Source organism: Ferrovibrio sp. (assembly GCF_041906005.1).
GTDB lineage: Bacteria > Pseudomonadota > Alphaproteobacteria > Ferrovibrionales > Ferrovibrionaceae > Ferrovibrio.
Genome location: NZ_JAYRJY010000001.1, coordinates 2153446 through 2172072, shown reverse-complemented (window position 1 = coordinate 2172072; position 18627 = coordinate 2153446). Strand labels below are relative to the sequence as shown.

General features: G+C 63.4%; 17 protein-coding genes and 1 tRNA gene. 4 read left to right on the top strand and 14 right to left on the bottom strand.

The genetic code is table 11. The annotated features are described in order from the left end of the window. Window positions 1–17: 17 nt before the first annotated feature. From ACE3OO_RS10625 to ACE3OO_RS10615, 3 genes are all read right to left on the bottom strand, one after another. Window positions 18–1202 carry an ABC transporter substrate-binding protein gene (locus ACE3OO_RS10625; protein ID WP_374302607.1) on the bottom strand — a complete coding sequence of 395 codons (1185 nt, stop codon included), beginning with the start codon at window positions 1200–1202 and terminating at the stop codon, window positions 18–20. A 109-nt stretch (window positions 1203–1311) separates the two neighbouring features. Further along, window positions 1312–2751 carry a glutamine synthetase family protein gene (locus ACE3OO_RS10620; RefSeq protein WP_374302605.1) on the bottom strand — a complete coding sequence of 480 codons (1440 nt, stop codon included), beginning with the start codon at window positions 2749–2751 and terminating at the stop codon, window positions 1312–1314. A 77-nt stretch (window positions 2752–2828) separates the two neighbouring features. Then, entirely contained in the window at window positions 2829–4190 is a 1362-nt protein-coding gene (locus tag ACE3OO_RS10615; protein ID WP_374302603.1) for a Rieske 2Fe-2S domain-containing protein, read from the bottom strand. Window positions 4191–4322: 132 nt separating this feature from the next. Here ACE3OO_RS10615 and ACE3OO_RS10610 point away from each other — a divergent pair, with 132 nt between their 5' ends. Then, on the top strand, window positions 4323–5123 hold the full coding sequence (locus tag ACE3OO_RS10610; protein WP_374302600.1) for an IclR family transcriptional regulator C-terminal domain-containing protein: 801 nt from the start codon (window positions 4323–4325) through the stop codon (window positions 5121–5123). A 4-nt stretch (window positions 5124–5127) separates the two neighbouring features. On the opposite strand, the gene ACE3OO_RS10605 is transcribed toward ACE3OO_RS10610, so the two are convergent. Together ACE3OO_RS10605 and ACE3OO_RS10600 are read right to left on the bottom strand one after the other, a co-directional pair. Beyond that, complete coding sequence (locus ACE3OO_RS10605; protein ID WP_374302598.1) at window positions 5128–5631, bottom strand: nuclear transport factor 2 family protein; 504 nt, start codon at window positions 5629–5631, stop codon at window positions 5128–5130. 2 nt (window positions 5632–5633) lie between these two features. Then, window positions 5634–6920, bottom strand: a complete 1287-nt coding sequence (locus ACE3OO_RS10600) for an aromatic ring-hydroxylating dioxygenase subunit alpha (RefSeq protein ID WP_374302596.1) — start codon at window positions 6918–6920, stop codon at window positions 5634–5636. Window positions 6921–7077: 157 nt separating this feature from the next. Here ACE3OO_RS10600 and ACE3OO_RS10595 point away from each other — a divergent pair, with 157 nt between their 5' ends. Beyond that, window positions 7078–8757, top strand: a complete 1680-nt coding sequence (locus ACE3OO_RS10595; protein WP_374302594.1) for a long-chain fatty acid--CoA ligase — start codon at window positions 7078–7080, stop codon at window positions 8755–8757. A gap of 11 nt (window positions 8758–8768) precedes the next feature. Then, window positions 8769–9362, top strand: a complete 594-nt coding sequence (locus tag ACE3OO_RS10590) for a carboxymuconolactone decarboxylase family protein (protein ID WP_374302592.1) — start codon at window positions 8769–8771, stop codon at window positions 9360–9362. A gap of 54 nt (window positions 9363–9416) precedes the next feature. On the opposite strand, the gene ACE3OO_RS10585 is transcribed toward ACE3OO_RS10590, so the two are convergent. From ACE3OO_RS10585 to ACE3OO_RS10545, 9 genes are all read right to left on the bottom strand, one after another. Continuing rightward, window positions 9417–10946 (bottom strand): ABC transporter substrate-binding protein, encoded by a 1530-nt coding sequence (locus ACE3OO_RS10585; protein ID WP_374302589.1) that lies wholly within the window; start codon window positions 10944–10946, stop codon window positions 9417–9419. A gap of 145 nt (window positions 10947–11091) precedes the next feature. Further along, window positions 11092–11391 (bottom strand): YciI family protein, encoded by a 300-nt coding sequence (locus ACE3OO_RS10580; protein ID WP_374302587.1) that lies wholly within the window; start codon window positions 11389–11391, stop codon window positions 11092–11094. Between the two features lie 18 nt (window positions 11392–11409). After that, window positions 11410–12693 (bottom strand): TRAP transporter large permease, encoded by a 1284-nt coding sequence (locus tag ACE3OO_RS10575; protein ID WP_374302585.1) that lies wholly within the window; start codon window positions 12691–12693, stop codon window positions 11410–11412. Next, on the bottom strand, window positions 12690–13169 hold the full coding sequence (locus ACE3OO_RS10570) for a TRAP transporter small permease (protein ID WP_374302583.1): 480 nt from the start codon (window positions 13167–13169) through the stop codon (window positions 12690–12692). The genes ACE3OO_RS10575 and ACE3OO_RS10570 overlap by 4 nt, the downstream gene beginning before the upstream one ends. 119 nt (window positions 13170–13288) lie before the next feature. After that, the gene (locus ACE3OO_RS10565) at window positions 13289–14335 is read right to left on the bottom strand and encodes a DctP family TRAP transporter solute-binding subunit (RefSeq protein WP_374302581.1); all 1047 of its coding nucleotides are present in this window, start codon (window positions 14333–14335) and stop codon (window positions 13289–13291) included. A gap of 112 nt (window positions 14336–14447) precedes the next feature. Further along, complete coding sequence (locus ACE3OO_RS10560) at window positions 14448–15407, bottom strand: alpha-ketoacid dehydrogenase subunit beta (RefSeq protein ID WP_374302579.1); 960 nt, start codon at window positions 15405–15407, stop codon at window positions 14448–14450. Beyond that, a complete protein-coding gene (locus ACE3OO_RS10555) occupies window positions 15398–16420 on the bottom strand; it encodes a thiamine pyrophosphate-dependent dehydrogenase E1 component subunit alpha (protein WP_374302577.1) in 1023 nt (340 codons plus the stop codon). Before ACE3OO_RS10555 ends, ACE3OO_RS10560 begins: the two co-directional genes overlap by 10 nt. A 126-nt stretch (window positions 16421–16546) precedes the next feature. Continuing rightward, window positions 16547–17941: a class II fumarate hydratase gene (gene fumC, locus ACE3OO_RS10550; RefSeq protein ID WP_374302574.1), complete on the bottom strand. Its 1395-nt coding sequence runs from the start codon at window positions 17939–17941 to the stop codon at window positions 16547–16549. A gap of 172 nt (window positions 17942–18113) precedes the next feature. Then, a tRNA-Ser gene (locus tag ACE3OO_RS10545) sits at window positions 18114–18204 on the bottom strand. 101 nt (window positions 18205–18305) lie between these two features. Here ACE3OO_RS10545 and ACE3OO_RS10540 point away from each other — a divergent pair. Next, window positions 18306–18617: a hypothetical protein gene (locus tag ACE3OO_RS10540; RefSeq protein WP_374302572.1), complete on the top strand. Its 312-nt coding sequence runs from the start codon at window positions 18306–18308 to the stop codon at window positions 18615–18617. The last annotated feature ends 10 nt before the right edge of the window (window positions 18618–18627 follow it).

Below are 18627 nucleotides of genomic sequence, written 5' to 3'. Positions count from 1 at the left end.
GTCGCCGTGCTGCGGTACTACTTGGTTTCCTTGGCGGGATCCTTGACGCGCTCGAACTTGTCGAACTCGACATTGACCAGCTTACCGCCAACCTTTTCGGTGCGGCGGACATAGACCGTCTGCACGATATCGCGCGTAACCGCATCGATCTCGATCGGACCGCGCGGGCTTTCGAATTGCAGACCCTTTAGCGCCTCCATCACCTTTGCGCCATCGACACTGCCTTTGGTCTTTGCCAGAGCCCCCTCTATGGCCGCGAGACCATCATAGGCCGCCACGGCGAAATAGCTGGGCCGCAGCTTGGTACCGAACTCGGCTTCGAAATCGCGCACGAATTTTTTGTTCTTCTCCGAATCATGCGCATAGGAATAATGATGCGAGGTGATCAGGCCGAGCGCCACATCGCCGGTTGCCTCAAGATAACTGTCATCCGTGGCCTCGCCGGTGGCGATCAGCTTGATACCGGCCTCTTCCAGCCCACGTTCCTTCCAGGTTTTCAGGAAAGCCGGCGGCTGCACGCCCGACGGGAAGAAGAAGAATACTGCCTGCGGCTTCTCGTCCTTGATGCGCTGGACATAGGCCGAGAAATCGGGGTTGTTGAGCGGCGTGCGCAGTTCGCCCACGATCTTGCCGCCGCCGGCGGTGAATGCCTTCTTGAAGGCGGTTTCGGAATCGACGCCGGAGGCATAGTCCGAGACCACGGTAAAAACTTCCTTGATGCCGTTTTTCAGCGCCCAGTCGGCCATCGGCGCGGAAACCTGCTGCACGGTGAAGGACACGCGGGCGACATAGGGCGAACTGGTGGTGATTGCCGAGGACGCGGCATTCATCACAATGGTTGGAATCTTGGCTTCGGCGGCAACGGCGCCTACAGCATAGGCATTGGGGCTGAAATCCAGCCCGGTCATGAAATTGACCTTATCGCGCACCACCAGCTCCTGGGCAAAGCGCTTGGCCGCATCCGGCGCCGGACCAGCCGTGTCTTTCTTGACGATCTCGACCTTCTTGCCGGCGATCTTGCCGCCATGTTCCTTGAGGTAGAGGGCGATGCCGCTGTCGAACTGCTTGCCGTAATCGGCATAGGGGCCGGAATAGGTGGCGATCACGCCAATACGGATCGTGTCATCCGCCGCCGGGGCCGCACCGGCCCAGAGAAAAGCAACTGCACTCAGAACGGTCGCAAGCCTGGTCTGCGTCACCATGATAACCTCCACTCTCGCCGCCCTGGGGTGGGGCGGTCTCTGTCAAGTCCGGGGATTGGAAACCGAAGTCGATTCGCCGCGGTTCTATGCCGCGTTCGCGTAACCGGCCTCAGAAGAGTTCGAAATATTCACGATGTTCCCATTCGCTTACCTCCAGTTGATAGCGGGCAATCTCGGCTTCCTTGATATGCAAGAAATAATCCACGAAGCGGTCGCCGAAGCCGGCACGATAACAGGCGCTCGCCTTCAGCGCCGCCAGGGCGGCTTCCAGCGAGCGCGGCAACAGCGGCGCCGGCGTTTCATAAGGCGTATCGGCCGATGGCGGCGGCTCGGCCTGTTTGGCCATGCCATCCATGCCGGCGATCAACTGCGATGCCATGTAGAGATATGGATTGGCCGCCGGCTCACCCAGACGGTTTTCGATGCGGCTGGCCGGATCACCCAGCGCGCCGAGCACACGGCACATCACGCCGCGATTGTCGCGGCCCCAGATGGCCCGGTCGGGCGCCAGCGAATAAGGCCGGTAGCGGCGATAGGCGTTGATGGTGGGCGCGGCGAAAGCGGCCGACGCCGGCGCGTGGTCCAGCAGGCCGGCCAGGAAATGCCGGCCGAGCTTTGACAGCGGCTGGCTCTCTTCGGTCGGGATGAAGGCATTGGCGCCGGTCTTGCGATCCTTCAACGACTGATGCAGATGCCAGCCCGAGGAAAACACATTGGGCAGTTTCGGCCGGCACATGAAGGTGACGTGATAGCCATGCCGCCGCGCGATCTGCTTGGCTGCCGATCGGAACAGCACCATGGTATCCGGTGAGTCCATGTTGAGGCCCGGACGGAAGGTGAACTCGCCCTGGCTGGGCCCGAACTCGACCTCCAGCGAGCGCAACGGCAGGCCAAGCGCCTGGATGTCCTTGCGCAGAATTTCGTAGATGTCGTCATACTGGTCGTACCGCAGCTCGGTGAGATACTGATAACCCTGCGTCAGCAGGCTCACCTCGGGCGGATTGCCGGGCTGGCCGGCATCGGATGGCGCCAGCTTCGGGTCTTCCAGCTTGAAGACATGGAATTCGACTTCCAGACCGGCGACATAATCGTAGCCCTGGTCGTTCAGCTTCGTCAGTGTGTCGCGATAGATCTGCCGCGTCGAAAACGGCACCGGACGGCCATCGGCGAAATACAGGTCGCAGAGCAGCCAGCCGGTATGCGGCGCCCAGGGCAGGATCTTGAACGTGGTGGGGTCGGGCACCATCAGGATGTCGGCCGCGCCCTGCATTTCGGGCATGGCGAAACCGCCGCCTTTGGTGAAGACGGGGAACACCGTGCGATGCGCCGTGTCTTTCGCCAGCAGTGTGGTGGTGAAGCCGATACCCGAGCGCATCGCGCTGGCGGTTTCATCGCCCACCACCGTTTTGCCGCGCAGGATGCCGTGCTGATCGGCAAACGAGAACCGCACCACGCCGAGGCCGCGACCGGCGACCTCCTTCTCCACCATGGCCGCCGCCTTCTGCTGCTCCGGCGTCCATAGACCGTACTTCTCGACAAAACTTGTCACCCGCTCCCCCTCTGCCCTGCTGCGGCGCGACCGATACGCGGAACGCTACATGCTGCTGATCATGACGGCATATTCTACTATTCCGCCGCTTGCGGCGTGGGCGCCAGAGGACTGGGCGGCGACCACGACGCATTCTGGCGTTTGCGCGCATCGGCGTCGCGCCAGTATGCCTGCCATTGCGCCGTTGGGGCAACGCCATCCACCGTGACCGGGCCCAGGATCGCCTTCGCGCTTTGCGCATCCAGCACCATCAGCGGCTTTTCCTTGCCGCCTTCGACCTGGTCGATGGCCCTCATCAGCATGGACCGGTAGTTGATGATGGCCTTGTCGGTACTACCCAGATGCTCGCGGGTGCGATCCTGGATCGGACCCTGGCTTTCCACAGCCCATTGATCATGCACGTTGATGTCGAAACCCATGCCGGTATAGGTCTGGTTTTTCTGCTCATCGACATTGAAGCCGTAATTATTGCTCTTGTTCTGGCGCGGGATGTAATCCGGCAGGGTATAGAGATCCAGCCGCTGCGCCCGCATCTTCGCCTTGTCGACCGGACCGGCAAAGCTGGTGAAGATCGCGTACCAGTAGCAATTGGTGTCGTCGATCGGCACATGCCACTGCGTGATCGTCATCTCGGCCGACAGCGGGATATTGAAGGTCTGCGGGAAGATCAGGTTGGTGACGCGGACATGAGTGCTCTGGTCGCTGATCTGGCGCAGGGCAAACAGCCGCATGCCGTAATCGGTACGTTCCACCTCGATCTGCGGCCGGTCGAACTCGCGCAGTACGCGGGTCATCGGAATGTCGGAATCGGCCGAGGTGGCGCGGAACTGGCGGCCGTAATTGGCGTCCGGGTCCTCGTCCTCGAAGAAGCGGTGCAGGAAGGAGGCATGGGCCGGATCGATGCCGACCTCCAAGGCCTGCAGCCAGTTGCAGGCGATATGCCCCTTGAAGGCGAAGACATGGCTGTCGGGCGCCACGAAGCAGTCGAAATCGGGGAAGGCCGGCGGCTCGCCGGTTTTTTCGTCCAGCGGACCGAGATAGGCGAACAGGATGCCGCTGCGCAGAACCACGGGATAGTTCTTCTGCTTGATGCGCTGGCACAGGCGGCTGTTCTCGGGTTCGGCCGGGGTTTGCAGGCAATTGCCGTTCACGTCGAACAGCCAGCCATGGAACGGGCAGCGCAGGCCGCCATCCTCGGCGCGACCGAAGGCCAGATCGGCGCCGCGATGCGGGCAGTCGCGATCCAGCAGGCCATAGCGGCCCTGCTCGTCGCGGAACAGCACAAAATCCTGGCCCAGCACCTTCACGGCGCGCACTGGACGAGCCGGATCCAGTTCCTCGATCAGGGCAACCGGCTGCCAGTATTGCCGCAGCAGCTTGCCGGCCGGCTGGTCGGCCCCGACGCGGGTCATGCGCATGTTCTGTTCGTGCGTGGTCATGGTGGCCCTCCCACAGGCCGATACGAATTTGTTCGACTAGCGAACGTATGTGCGATAATACTTGTTCCAGCGATCCGCTACAAGCGGAGAGTTGAAAAATACGCCATTCTTGAAGCTGCACAAAAAACCGCCATGACCCGCCTCCGCGCCGCCGATGCCGAAAAACGCCACCAAAGCGGGCTGGGCCCCGATTTCCTCGAGGCGCTCGCCCGGGGCATGAGCGTGCTGACCGTGTTCGACAGTCAGCAACGCCAGTTGACCCTGAGCGATGTGGCGCGTGCGGTGGATCTGCCGCGCGCCACCGCGCGCCGCGCGCTCTATACGTTGGAGCAGCTCGGGTATCTGGAAAGCGACGGCAAACTGTTCCGCCTCACGCCGCGCGTGTTGCGACTGGCTTCGGCCTTTCTTGGTTCCACCGGAAACGCGGCCGCCCTGCAAAGCGCCTGCGACCGGCTGTGCCGCGAAACCGATGAAGCCTGCTCGGCGGCGGTGCTGGATGGCGAGATGGCGGTGATGGTGGCACACAGCTCGCCGCAGCGCTTCATGTCGTCCGCGCCCGGCATCGGTTTCCGCGTACCGGCCTTCTGTTCGGCACTGGGTCGCGTGCTGGTGGCGGCCCTGGATACGCCGGCGCGACAGGCTTGGTTCGCCGCCTTGCGACCGCAGGCACTGACGCCGAAAACGGTGACTGATCCGGCCGAACTGCAGACAATCACGGCCAAGGCCGGACGAGACGGTTATGCCTTGGCGGATCAGGAAGCGGAACTGGGTTTCCGTTCGCTGGCCGTGCCGGTCCGCCGCTTCGATGGCCGCGTGGTGGCGGCGCTGAATATCGGCATCCGCATAGAGAGCGCCACGCCGAAACAGATGCGCGAAACCTTTCTGCCCGCCTTGCTGCAGGCGGCCGAGGGTTTGCGGGATCAGATGATCTGATGCTTCAGATCGGATAGATCAGCGAATTGAGGATCAGTTCGCTGTCGAATACGCAAAGCCGCTCTTCCAGCAGCAGCGCATTCTTCTCGCCATAGACGAAGCGGTCGAGATAGCGCCCGACATTGTAGACCTCGGAGACCGAACCGGGCTTGGTGCGGAACACGGCATAATTCGCCGTGGCGCGGATGACATCGCCATTGTCGGACAGGATCTGCGCCGTACCGATCACGTGGCGCTGGTAGTAGGGCGCATGGAACAGCGTGTTGCTCACGCCATAAGCGCGATCCTTCAGCATGCCCTGCCCTTCCAGTGCCATGGTACAAAGCGGCAGGCCGGCATCGAAATTCTCGCGCGGGATCACCTTGTACAAGCAGTCGGGCGTGAACATGGCGATCCAGGCGTCGAAATCGCCGCGATCCAGGCAATCACCATAGGCGGCATTGAACTGGTCAACGCGATACTGCGATTCCAGGATTGAGAGCGCGATGGCATGGGGCCGCATCGGCATGATCAGATCTCCATCACCTTGCGCCAGTAACCATACATGCCGCGAATCAGCGTCTCGGTCACCATGTGGGGCGTCGGCGCGGCCTCACGGCCATCCAGCTCGCAGATCGTGCTGGCGGTGCCGCCATTCTGGCGGAAACCATCCTGCGAGAACTCGATCACTTCGCCATCGTCAGCCGATACGAAACCGGCTGGCCCGAACAGGTTGGCCTGGCGCAGGCGGCGGCGCGTCATCGCCTCGTCATCCTCCTCGAAGCCGAAATGGGTCCACACGAAATCGAATGCATCAGGACCGGCCGGCACGATATGGCGGGTGGATAGCGAATTGACCTGTTGCTGGATGATCACGCTGGGAAACAGGGTGATCATCGTCACCGTCGGACCATTCCACCAGTTTTCCGGCACCACATCCAGCAGGCGCGGATCGTTGAGCGCCATGTCCTTCTTGAAGCTGGTGACGCCTTCGGTGACCGCCTTTACCTCACCGCCGGCATTGCGCTGCGAGATCATCACCGCGTGACGGCCTTCTTTATCCATGACCATGCGCGACTGCTGGTCCGCCCGCCACAGGCCGAAAGTGACGAACCAGGTGTGCAGCAGGCCCGGATGGTAGGGGTCCTTGATGTTTTCCATCATCAGCTTCCAGTTGCCCGGGATGCGCTGGCGGTTGGTGCCGAGGATGGTAAGCTTGCGCCCGTTAAAGATGCGATTCAGCCAGGGCATCACATTGGGGCCGAAGTAATGCTCCAGCGCCGGCGCATCAGGCGAGAAGCTGGCAAAGACCAGCCCGTTATAGGTGGCGACCTTCAGCTTCGTCAGGCCGTGCTGCTTCAGGTCGAAATCCTCGGGCATGCCGCCCTGCACGCTGCCATCCTCTTTCTTCACGCCATGACGGAAAGGCAGGCCGGCAAGGTCGCCGTTCAGCTTGTAGGTCCATTGGTGATAGGGGCAGACGAAGCTGCGCGCGCTGCCGCGCTGTTTCTGGCAGAAGCGCACGCCGCGATGGGCGCAGCGGTTCTCCACCACGTTCAGCTTGCCGTCGCGGTCGCGCACCACGATCACCTGCCGCTCACCAACATACGACAGCTTGTAATCGCCCGGCTTCGGCAGCTCGGCCTCCAGCGCGACGTAGCACCAGTGGCCGCCGCCATGGAAAAACCGTTCCAGCTCACGGCGATACACGGCCGGATCGGTATAGGCCCAATAGGGCACCCGGCTGGCCCCCTCGCCTTCCCAGCGCGGCAACGCATCCGCCGCGGCGGCACGCGGCAATTCGGCATGGATGGTCATGTGATCCTCCCGATACGGAATTTATTTGTATTTGCAAATATATTCGCGCGGCATCTGGCCGGCGTCAATGGACTTTCTCCGGCTCGCTTCCGTTAGGTAACCCATTGAACCGGACGGCGAAACGCCCGACGATGACGATCCGTCAGGGAGGAAAACCATGTTCGACCGGCATTACGCGGTCTGGCCCAAGGGCGTGCCCAAACACCTGACCCTGCCCGAGACCAGCCTGTACGAGAATATCGAGATTTCAGCTCGCCGGTTTCCGCGTAAACCGGCCCTGCTCTATTACGGCGCGGCCTTGTCCTATGCCGATCTGAAAAACCACATCGACCGGCTGGCCGGCTGGCTCGAGCAGCGCTGCGGGGTGAAAAAAGCCGACCGCGTGCTGCTATACATGCAGAACAGCCCGCAATTCGTGATCGCCTATTACGCCATCCAGCGCCTGACCGCCGTGGTGGTGCCGGTCAATCCGATGAGCAAGACGGAAGAGCTGCGCCATATCGCGGCCGATACCGGCGCCGGCACGGTGATCTGCGGCCAGGAATTGCTGGCCTTCGTGCAACCCCTGCTGGGCGAAACCTTGCAGCATGCCGTGGTGGCGGCCTATGGCGATTATGTCAGCGCGCCGACCGACCTGCCGCTGCCCGATGTGGTCGCCGCGCCACGCGCGGCCTTCGACATGCCCGGTGCAACATCCTGGAGCAATGCTCTGGCAGCGGGCCTGGCCGCATCGCCCCATCAGGCCAGCCATGACGATTGGTGCGTGTTGCCGTATTCCTCGGGCACCACCGGCGCGCCGAAAGGCTGCCTGCACACGATCCGCGGCGTGACCGCCACGCTGTTCGGCTCAATCGCCTGGAATCCGGCGACACCGGAATCCGTGCAGCTTGTCACGCTGCCGCTGTTCCATGTCACCGGCATGCAGAATTCGATGAACGCGCCGCTGTTCAATGGCGCGACGCTGGTGCTGATGACGCGCTGGGACCGCCGGGTGGCCGCCGAACTGATCCAGCGCCACCGCGTGACCCATTGGCGCAACATCACCACCATGTGCATCGATTTCCTGTCCGATCCCGGCATCGGCAGATACGATCTCTCCAGCCTGATCGGCATCGGCGGCGGCGGCGCGCCGATGCCCAAGGCGGTGGCGGCAAAACTCAAGGAACTAACCGGACTGGATTACATCGAGGGCTATGGCCTGTCGGAGACCATTGCCGCCACGCATATCAACCCGGTGGACAACCCGCGCCCGCAATGTTTGGGCATTCCCGTCTTCGATGTGGATTCCCGCGTGGTCAATCCCGATACCCTGCAGGAACTGGGACCGGGCGAAACCGGCGAGATCGTCGTGGCCGGACCACAGGTTTTCCTGGGTTACTGGAACCGGCCGGCCGAGACGGCCGCGGTGTTTTTCGAACGCGACGGCAAACGGTTCTTCCGCACCGGCGATCTGGGCTATTACGACGAGCAGGGCTATTTCTTCCTGGTCGACCGGCTGAAGCGCATGATCAACGCGGCGGGTTTCAAGGTCTGGCCGACCGAGATCGAGGCGATGATGTATGCCCATCCCGGCATCCGCGAGGTCTGCATCATCGCCACGCCGGATGCCCATCGCGGCGAAACGGTGAAGGCCGTGATCGTGCCGAAGGATGATGCAAAAGACCTGACGGCCGAAGAGATCCAGGCCTGGTGCCGCGACCGCATGGCCGCCTACAAGGTGCCGCGCGTGGTGGTTTTTGCCGACGCTCTGCCGAAATCGGCCACCGGCAAGATCCTGTGGCGCGTGCTGCAGGACCATGAACGCAGCGCTGCATCAAGCAGCCCATCATCGAAATGACAGGCCTTCTCATGCCCCTTGTTGCGCCCCTGCCCGAAGACCATAACTCCGAGCTGATCGACCTGATCCAGTTCTTCCGCGGCCCGCTGGGCGTGGTACCCAACAGCGTTCTGACCATGCAGCGGCGGCCGGCCATCGCGCGGGCCTTCACCGACCTGAACAAGGCCGTGATGGAAAACGGCGGGCGCGTCACGTCGGAGCAGAAACGCCTGATCGGCTATGTGGCATCTCACGCGGCCGGCTGCCGCTATTGCGAGGCGCATACCATCCTGGCCGCCGAACGCTTCGGCGCGACGCCTGAACGGCTGGCGACAATCTGGGAATACCAGACCAGTCCGCATTTCTCGGATGCCGAACGCGCCGCTTTCGACTTCGCGCTGGCGGCCGCCTGCGTGCCCTCGGCCGTGACGCCGGAGATCCAGGCCAGCCTGCGCAAGCACTGGAGCGATGACGAGATCGTCGAGATCATGGGCGTGATCGCCCTGTTCGGATTCCTCAACCGGTGGAACGATTCCATGGCTACCACGCTGGAGGATATCGGCGTGGATGCCGGCAGCCGCAACCTGGCCCATACCGGCTGGCAGCCGGCCAAACACGGCAGATAAAAAAAACGGCACGCGGATCGCGCCGCGTGCCGTTCGGGTAGATTGCCGAGTGGGTTACTTGGCCGGCTTGATCGCGTCGGCGCGCACCATCTGGTCGCTGCGGCCGGGATAAACGATGGCTTTCTTCATCGCCCAGGTCGATTTTTCGAAATGCAGCGGCAGCAGGCCGTAATCCTGGATCGCCATCAGGCTGGCTTCCTGCAGCAGGGCCGAACGCTTCACGTCATCCACCGTGCGCATTGCCTCTTCCAGCTTGGCATCCATTGCCGGATTGGAATAGCGGCCCTTGTTGGTGGTGCCCATACCCTTTTCCTTGTTCGGCGTGGCAACCAGCGCACGCAGGGCGTTGCCGACTTCCTGCGCTGACCAGCCGGCCAGGTAGGTGCTGTATTTGTATTCGTCGCGGTTCTTGAAGAAGACCGGCGGCACGGCGGCATCGACACGTGTCTTGATGCCCAGCCGCGCCCACATCGATGCAATCGCCTGCGCCACCTTGATGTCGTTGATGTAGCGGCCATTGGGAGTGCCGAGCGCGAGCGAAAAGCCGTCGGGATAACCGGCTTCGGCCAGCAGGGCCTTGGCCTTCGCCAGATCGTATTTTTCCACCGGTGCATCCTTGCGTGTGCCGAACATCGGCCAGGGCAGGAAATCACCGGCCGGGATCGCCACATTCTCCATGATGCGCGAACCGATGGCCTGCCGGTCGATGGCCAGCGACAGGGCCTGACGTACGCGCTTGTCCTTTAGCGGGTTCTTGCCATCGGTGCCCTCGATGCCGGGGCTCGGCTCGCCGGCATGGTCGAAATGGATATAGACCAGACGGTTCGACACCGCCTCCGAGACATTGAGCTTGGGATCCTTCTTCAGGCGTTCCAGATCGTCGGTCGGCGGATCCTCGATCAGGTCGACGTCGCCGGCCAGGATGGCGGCAACTCGCGCCGCCGAATTGGACAGCGGCCGGAAGACGACCGTCTTCCAGGCCGGTTTCGGACCCCAGTAGAGGTCGTTACGCTCCAGCACCAGCTGGTTGCCGCGCTTCCATTCGACGAACTTGAACGGGCCGGTGCCGATCAGTCCCTCGCCGCGGTTGAGTGCCTCGGTGGTGACGCCCTCGGCCACAGCGGCAGATGCCGCCTTCTTCTGCATCACTGGCACGTTGGACAGATCAAGCGGCAGCGCCGGTGCCGGACCGTCGGTTTTGATGCGCAGGGTGAGCGGATCGACGATCTCGAAACTGGCGATCTGCCGCAGATAGACGGTATAGGGTGACGGGCTGTTCGGCACCTTGCCGGCACGCTGGTAGGTATAGATCAGGTCTTCGGCGGTGAACGGCGAGCCATCAGAGAATTTCACGTTCGGCCGCAGCTTGAATTCCCACATGGTGTCGCCGACTGGCGACCATGAGACGGCAAGGCCGGGATAGAGCTTGCCTTCCGCGTCAGCCATGGTGAGGCCATCATGGATATGAAAGGCGATCTGAAGATTGGGCGTGAGCGCGTGATAGAGCGGATCGAGCGAACTGGGTTCGGTCTTGAGGCCGACCTTCAGTTCCTGTGCCGCCAGCGGCTGCACCATGGCCAGCATCAGGCCAAATCCCAGGGCCAAACCAAATCTCAATGCCTGGGCCCGCCGCGATACCTGCATCCCCATTGCCGATCCCCCGTCTGTATGGATTGAAACGCACCATCCAGACTAGGCCCTGCCGGCATCACTGCCAAGCCGCAAGAATTCAGGCGGGGAAGCCGGCCTTCTGGGGCCACAGATTGGCGAAGGCACGGATCGATACCGAGGCATAGACGCCGTTCTGCGTGAAGGGCTCGTCTTTCAGCCAGGCTTCGGCGGCAGCCCGGTTGGGGAAATCGATCACCAGCAGACTACCCTGCATGGTTTCGCCATCGTCAGCGAACAACGGGCCAGCGAAAGCGATATGGTCGGCCACCCTGCCCAGGTATTCCTTGTGCGCCGGCCGCCATTGCTGGCGCAGCGCGGCAGCACCCGGTTTGTCAAGATTGTAGAAGCAGAACAGCATGGCGCGATCCCCTGCGACTCAGTAATCCAGGCTGCGCGGCAACCATAGCACAAGATCGGGCATTACGATCAGCAGGACCAGTGCCAGCATCATCGCCAGCACGAACCACACTGCCCAGCGCGCCGTCTGCTCGATTGGTACGCCGGCCAGCTTGGCCGAGACCATCAGGTTCACCGCCATGGGCGGCGTGAACTGGCCGATGGCGACCATATAGGTGAGCAGCACGCCGAACCAGACCGGATCCCAGGCGAAGCTACGCATCATCGGCAGCAGGATCGGGATGAAGATCAGGAAGATCGAGATGCCGTCCAGCACCATGCCGATGCCCAGCAGCACCAGCACGATCAGCGCCAGCGTGCCGTAAGATCCCAGGCCGCTGCCCGTGATCGCCCTGGCAATCGGGTCGACGATACCCAGCGTGTTGACGGCATAGGCGAAGATGCTGGCAAGCGCGACCACGACCAGGATGATGCCCGAGGTTTCCGCCGCATCGACCAGGATGTCGAGCAGTTCCTTCAGCCGGATGGTGCGATAGACCACCATGCCGACAAAGAGGCCGTAGACTACTGCCACCACGGCGGCTTCGGTGGGCGTGAACCAGCCCATGCGCATGCCGCCCAGGATCAGCACCGGTGCGGCAAGGCCCCAGCTGGCGCCCTGGAGGGCGGGCCAGAAGGGCGGCCGCCTGGTGTCGATGTCGCTTTTGCCGAAGCCATGCCGCCGCGCCAGCCAGGCGGCCGGGATCATCAGCGCGATGCCGGCCATGATGCCGGGAATCAAACCGCCGGCGAACAGCGCCGGCACGGACGCCCCCGGCACCAGAACGGAATAGATGATGAAGGCCACCGATGGCGGAATCAGGATATCCGTCGCCGCCGCCGCGCCGATCACGGTGGCGGAATAGGCGGCCGGATAGCCGGCACGTGCCATGGCGGCCAGCATCACGCCGCCGACCGCCGCCGCTGTAGCCGGGCCGGAACCCGAAATACCGCCCAGCAGCATCGCCACCGCGATCGCCACCAATGGCAGGCGACCGGGCTTGCGGCCGACGATGGCGATGGCGAGATTGACCAGCCGTTCAGCCACGCCGGATTTCTCGAAGATCACGCCGACCAGCACGAACATCGGCAAGGCCAGCAACGGATACTTGGCAATGCCGGCATAGAAATTGTTGGGCAGCGACATCATGCCCAGATCGGCCAGCCCGATGCCGAGCGCACCGCCCAGCATCAGCGCCACGCCGATGGGCACGCCGGCCAGCATCAGCACAATGAAAACGGCGAAGATGGCAAACCCGATCATGCGCGGCCCTGCCATTTGCGCCAGAACACCTGCGCGCCGCGGAACGCAATGGCAGCCGACAGTACCGGCAGCCAGACGCTGTACCACCATTGCGGCACGCCAATGCCCGGCGAGGTCACATCGAAGCGATAGTCATCATAAGCAAAGCGGGCCGCGAGAACGGTGAGGACCAAAAAACCAACCACCGTGGCCGCCGCCGAGACCAGGGCCAGCACGCGCCGCCGTTGCGGCGTGCCGCGTTCGAAAAACGCCTCGATCCGGATATGGCGGTCGCGCGCCACCGCGGCGCTGGCCGCGACCATGGTGAGAATCACCATCAACGAGATCGAGATTTCCTCGGTCCAGGCAAAAGACTGGTCGGTGAAATAACGGGCGATCACATTGGCGAAGGTAATCGCCGCGAGCAACAGCATGACGGCGGCGCCGATCCAGTCTTCCCAGCGCAGCGGGCCACGCGCCTGCGGCGCCGGCGGCATGGATGATATCTGACCTGGCGTTTCCGGCACGCTGGTTCTCCCGTTTCATCGCAAGGCCGGAAAAGCAAAGGCCGGGAAATCCCGGCCCCGCTTCCGGCCTGCGCCGATCACATCGTCATTCAGGCCTTCTTGCGCGCGGCGACTGCGGCTTCGGCCTTCTTCACCAGATCGGTGCCAATCTGCTGCGCCCATTTGTCGTAGGACGGCTTCACCGCCTGTTTGAACGCATTCTTCTCGGCCTCGGTCAGTTCGGTGACCTTCACGCCCAGCGCTTCCACTTCCTTGACCAGCGACTGGTCGGTGGCAGTGAGGCCCTTGCGCGCAATGGCGATTTCCTGCTTGCCGGCATCGAGGGCGGCCTGACGCACGATCTTCTGATCCTCGGCCGACCACGATTTCCACACATCCTGGTTGGCGACGAAGATCAGCGGATCGGCCACATAACCCCAGCGCGTGACGAATTTCTGCGCCAGGGTATGCAGCTTGGCGGCGGTGAAGATGTGCAGCGGGTTTTCCTGGCCTTCGACCGCGCCGGAGGCCAGTGCCGGCTGGGCATCGGCCCAACTCATCTGCGTCGGGTTGGCGCCCAGCGCCGTGAAGGTATCGTTGAAGATCGGCGAACCGACGACGCGGAACTTCAGGCCCTTCATGTCGGCCGGCGTGCGGATCTCGCGCTTGGAGTTGGTGACCTCGCGGAAGCCGTTCTCGCCCCAAGCCAGCGGCACCACGCCGTTCTTCTCCACCAGCGCCATGATCTCCTTGCCCACCTCGCCCTGCACCAGGGCATCGAGACCGGCATGGTCCTGCGCCAGGAAAGGCAGCGAGAACAGGTTGAGCTGCTTGATCTGCGGCGACCAGTTGATGGTCGAGCCGATGGCAAGGTCGATCACGCCCTGGCGGATCGCGGTGAATTCGCGGGTCTGGTCGCCGTTCACCAGCGACACGCCGGGATACATCTTGATGTTGATGCGGCCCTGGGTGCGTTCCTTCACCAGGTTCGACCAGATCTCGCCGCCCTGGCCCCAGGGAAACGGCAGACCCACCACGGTGGAAAGCTTGTATTCCGGCTTGTAGTTGCTGGCATACGCGCTGCGGCCGATGATGGCGGGCGCGGCGAAAAGAGCGGTGCCGGCAAGGCCGGCCTTAAGCAGCGAACGACGATCCATGGTCAGTTTCCTCCAGTGTTTATTTTTTGTTGTTCAGCCAATACAGCATTCCGCGTAACCCGCCAAGACGGGATGGATACGGAGCGACGCACATGCCGCTTTCCTGCGCTGCTCATCGCGCAAGCAGCGCGCGGGCCTTAGCCGCGATGCGGGCCGGCGTGACGCGCGTTTCCGCTTCCAGCACCGGGGCATAGCCCACCGGAGCGCGCAATCCGCCCAACCGCGCCACCCTGACGTTGCCGGCTTCAGCCAATGTCGCCGCGATTTCGGCGCCGAAACCGGCCACCTGGATGGCCTCATGCGCCACCAGCACGCGGCCGGTTTTCGCTGCGGATGCGAAGACGGCCTCGCGATCCCAGGGCCAGAGCGTGCGCAGGTCGATCACTTCGGCGTCGATACCGTCTTTCGCCAGGGCTTCCGCGGCCTCCAGCGACCAATGCACCGCCTTGCTCCAGCTGATGATGCTGAGGTCCTTGCCTGCGCGACGGATGGCGGCCTTGCCTAGCGGAATGACGGCGGCCGGATCGACCTCGCCCTCCAGGGCCCAGAGTTCCTTGTGCTCGAAATACGTGACCGGGTCGCCGCTGGCGAGCGCGGATTGCAGCAGGCCGTAATTGTCCTGCGGTGTGGACGGCGCCACCACCACCAGGCCCGGCACATGGGCAAACCAGCCTTCCAGCGATTGCGAATGCTGCGCGGCCGACGCGCTCCAGATGCCGATCGGCATGCGGATCACGGCCGGCACGCGGCCCTGGCCGCCGAACATGAAGCGGTTCTTGGCGGCCTGGTTGATGATCTCGTCCATGGCGCAGAGCGCGAAGTCGATCACACGCAACTCGATCACCGGCTTCAGTCCGGTCAGCGCCATGCCAACGGCAGCCCCCATGATGGTGGCCTCCGAGATCGGCGTGTCGATCACGCGTTCCGCGCCAAAGCTGTCCTGCAGGCCGCGATACTGGCCGAAAATGCCGCCACGGCCGACATCCTCGCCCAGGGCCACGATGGCGGCATCGCGACGCATGGCATCGCTTAAGGATGCGGCCGCCGCAGCGGCATAGCTCATCACAGCCATTGCCCCGCCCCCGTATCCTGGATCTGCGAAAACGCCGCGCCGGCCTCGGGCCAGGGCGCCTGCGTGGCGGTGGCGATGGCGGCAGCGACTTCCGTGCGGGCGGCCTGCAACACTGCGTCGATCTCGGCCTGCGTCAGACCATGCGCACGCAATTGCGCCGCCGTCACCAGCAGCGGGTCGGATTTCAGCGCGGCCTCCAGTTCCTTCGGATCGCGATAGGCGGCGGGATCGACCGAGACATGGCCCTTGAATCGATAGGTGCGGGCATGCAGCAAACGCGGCCCCCTGCCGGCACGGATATCGGCAATCATCTGGCGGGCGGTTTCACTCACCGCGCCGGCATCGTTGCCATCCACCACGGCAGCCTCGATGCCGAAGCTGCGCGCACGCGCCGCCGCACCCTCGCCAGCCGACATCGCGCCGGTCTTGGTGGTGGCCGACCACTGGTTATCCTCGCAGACGAACAGGATCGGCAACTGAAAGGCCGCCGCCCAGTTCAGGCTTTCGGCGAAGGGACCACGATTGATGGCGCCATCGCCAAAGAAGGTGACCGCGATGGCGTCAAGCTTGCGGATCTTGATCGACTGCGCGGCGCCCAGCGCAATCGGAATGCCTGCGGCAACCACGCCGTTGGCGCCCAGCATGCCGACCGAGAAGTCGGCGATATGCATCGAGCCGCCGCGACCGCCGCAAAAGCCGGTCGCCTTGCCGAACAGCTCGTGCATCATGCGTTCGAGATCGGCACCCTTAGCCAGCGTGTGGCCATGGCCGCGATGGGTGGAGGTGAGATAGTCGGTTGGTCGCAGGTGACGGCACACGCCGGCCGGCACGGCTTCCTGCCCGGTGGAAAGATGCAGCGGCCCGCGCACATGGGCCTGGCCGGCGGCCTGCTGGCCGAACGCGGCAACGCCGCCCTTGCTCGCTTCCTCGGCGGCATCCTCGAAGGCGCGGATGCGGCACATCATGCGATAGAGCTCCAGCAGTTCTGCCGCTGGAATATTGGGTTGGTTCACGGGCCTGTTCTCGGGACTTTATGTTCTGGTTGGCCCCGACCGTAGCAATGGATCGTACAATGATCAATTGGCGCGAGCAGGCAAACCGCAGAAACTTGGCGGCAAGCGAGCCAGCATGGTTGCACCTCAATCCGGCCCGAGCATTTTCTCCGGCCGCACCCAGCTGTCGAACTGCTTCTCGTCGAGCAGACCCAGGGCAAGGGCGGCGTCCTTCAGCGACGTGCCATCCTTGTGTGCCTTCTTCGCCACCTTGGCCGCGCTGTCATAGCCGATATGCGGGTTCAGCGCCGTCACCAGCATGAGCGACTGGTCGAGCAGTTCGCGGATACGGCCGGTATTGGCCTTGATGCCGACGACGCAATGGTCGGCAAATGACCGGCAGGCGCTGGCGATCAGCTGGCCGGAGGTGAGCACATTATAAATGATCACCGGCTTGAACACGTTCAGCTCGAGATGACCGTTGGACCCCGCCACCGACACCGCGACATGATTGCCCATCACCTGCGCGGCGACCATGGTCAGCGCCTCGGCCTGGGTCGGATTGACCTTGCCGGGCATGATGGATGAGCCGGGCTCGTTTTCCGGCAAGGCAAGCTCGCCCAAACCGGACCGGGGGCCCGAGCCAAGCAGGCGAATGTCGTTGCCGATCTTCATCAGCGAGCAGGCGATGACATTATAGACGCCCGACATCTCCACCATGGCGTCATGGGCCGCCATGCCTTCGAACTTGTTGCGTGCCGCGCTGAAGGGCAGCCCGGTGAGACGCTTCAGGCAGCGCACGAATTCCATGTCAAACCCCTTGGCGGCGTTCAGCCCCGTGCCAACCGCGGTGCCGCCCTGGGAAACGGCATAAAGGCGCGGCAGGGCCGACTGGATACGCGCGATGCCAAGGGCGACCTGCGCCGCATAGGCGGAGAATTCCTGGCCCAGGGTGATCGGCGTGGCATCCTGCAAATGGGTGCGACCGATCTTGATGATCCTGGCGAAAGCCTTGGCCTTCTGATCCAGGGCCTTCTGAAGATGCTTCAATGCCGGCAGGACTGCGTCCTCGATTTGCCGCGCTGCCGCGATATGCATGGCGGTGGGGAAGGAATCGTTGGAGGACTGCCCGTAATTGACCTGATCGTTGGGATGGATCGGCGCCTTGTCGCCGCGCTTGCCGCCAAGGATTTCATTGGCGCGATTGGCGATGACCTCGTTGACATTCATGTTGGTCTGCGTACCGGAACCGGTCTGCCACACGACCAGGGGGAAATGGTCATCCCATTGGCCTGCAGCCACTTCGCCGGCGGCCTGGATGATCGCCTTGCCAAGCCGGGGGTCGAGTTTCTTCAGCTTGATATTCGCCTCGGCCGCCGCCTGTTTCAGCAGCCCGTAGGCGTGGATGACCTCGATCGGCATGCGCTGGCCGCCGATGCGGAAATTCTGGCGCGAGCGCTCGGTCTGCGCGCCCCATAATCTATCCGCCGGCACGGCTATGGGCCCGAAGGAATCGGTTTCGATCCTGGTCTTTTTCGCCATCGGCCTGACCCGCCCTTATCATTGGAATCTGGAGTGCCGGGGCATGGTAATGGCCGGTCAACGGCGCAGCAAGAACAGCCCTCGTGCGGGTGGCGGCGGCACCGGAACCAGTATGGGGAGGGAGCGCCGCCGCGACATCGGCGGAACGAGCCCAATATCCTGGAGCGGATATTGGCGGAGGGAGTGGGATTCGAACCCACGATACCCTTTTGAGGTATACACACTTTCCAGGCGTGCGCCTTCGACCACTCGGCCATCCCTCCGGCGCGGGGCGGCACTATACCCGCCGGAGACGAATTTGCAATCGGCCCACGGGAGAGCGTAAAGTCCTGTCAGGGCAAGCGGAATCACGAGGGGGAGCGCCGTGCTGCTGGGACGCATTCTGGGCTGGCTGCTGCTGGCGCTGGCCATGCTGGCACTGGGTGGCGACGGCCTGCGCTGGCTGGAAAGCGGCCGGCTGGCGCTGATCAGCCTGCGCGACTTCTGGATGCATTTCCATCCCGAGGGCCCGGCCCTGCTGCAGAGCCTGCTGCCGCCCGTGATCTGGGACCCCGCCATGGTGACGGTGCTGGGCTGGCCGGCCGGCATCGCCATGGGCGGACTGGGCGCGATCCTGCTGATCCTGTTCCGCAAGCGCCCGCCGCGGCGACGCCAGCGCTTCGGCGCTCTTGCCTAGGGTGCCCTGG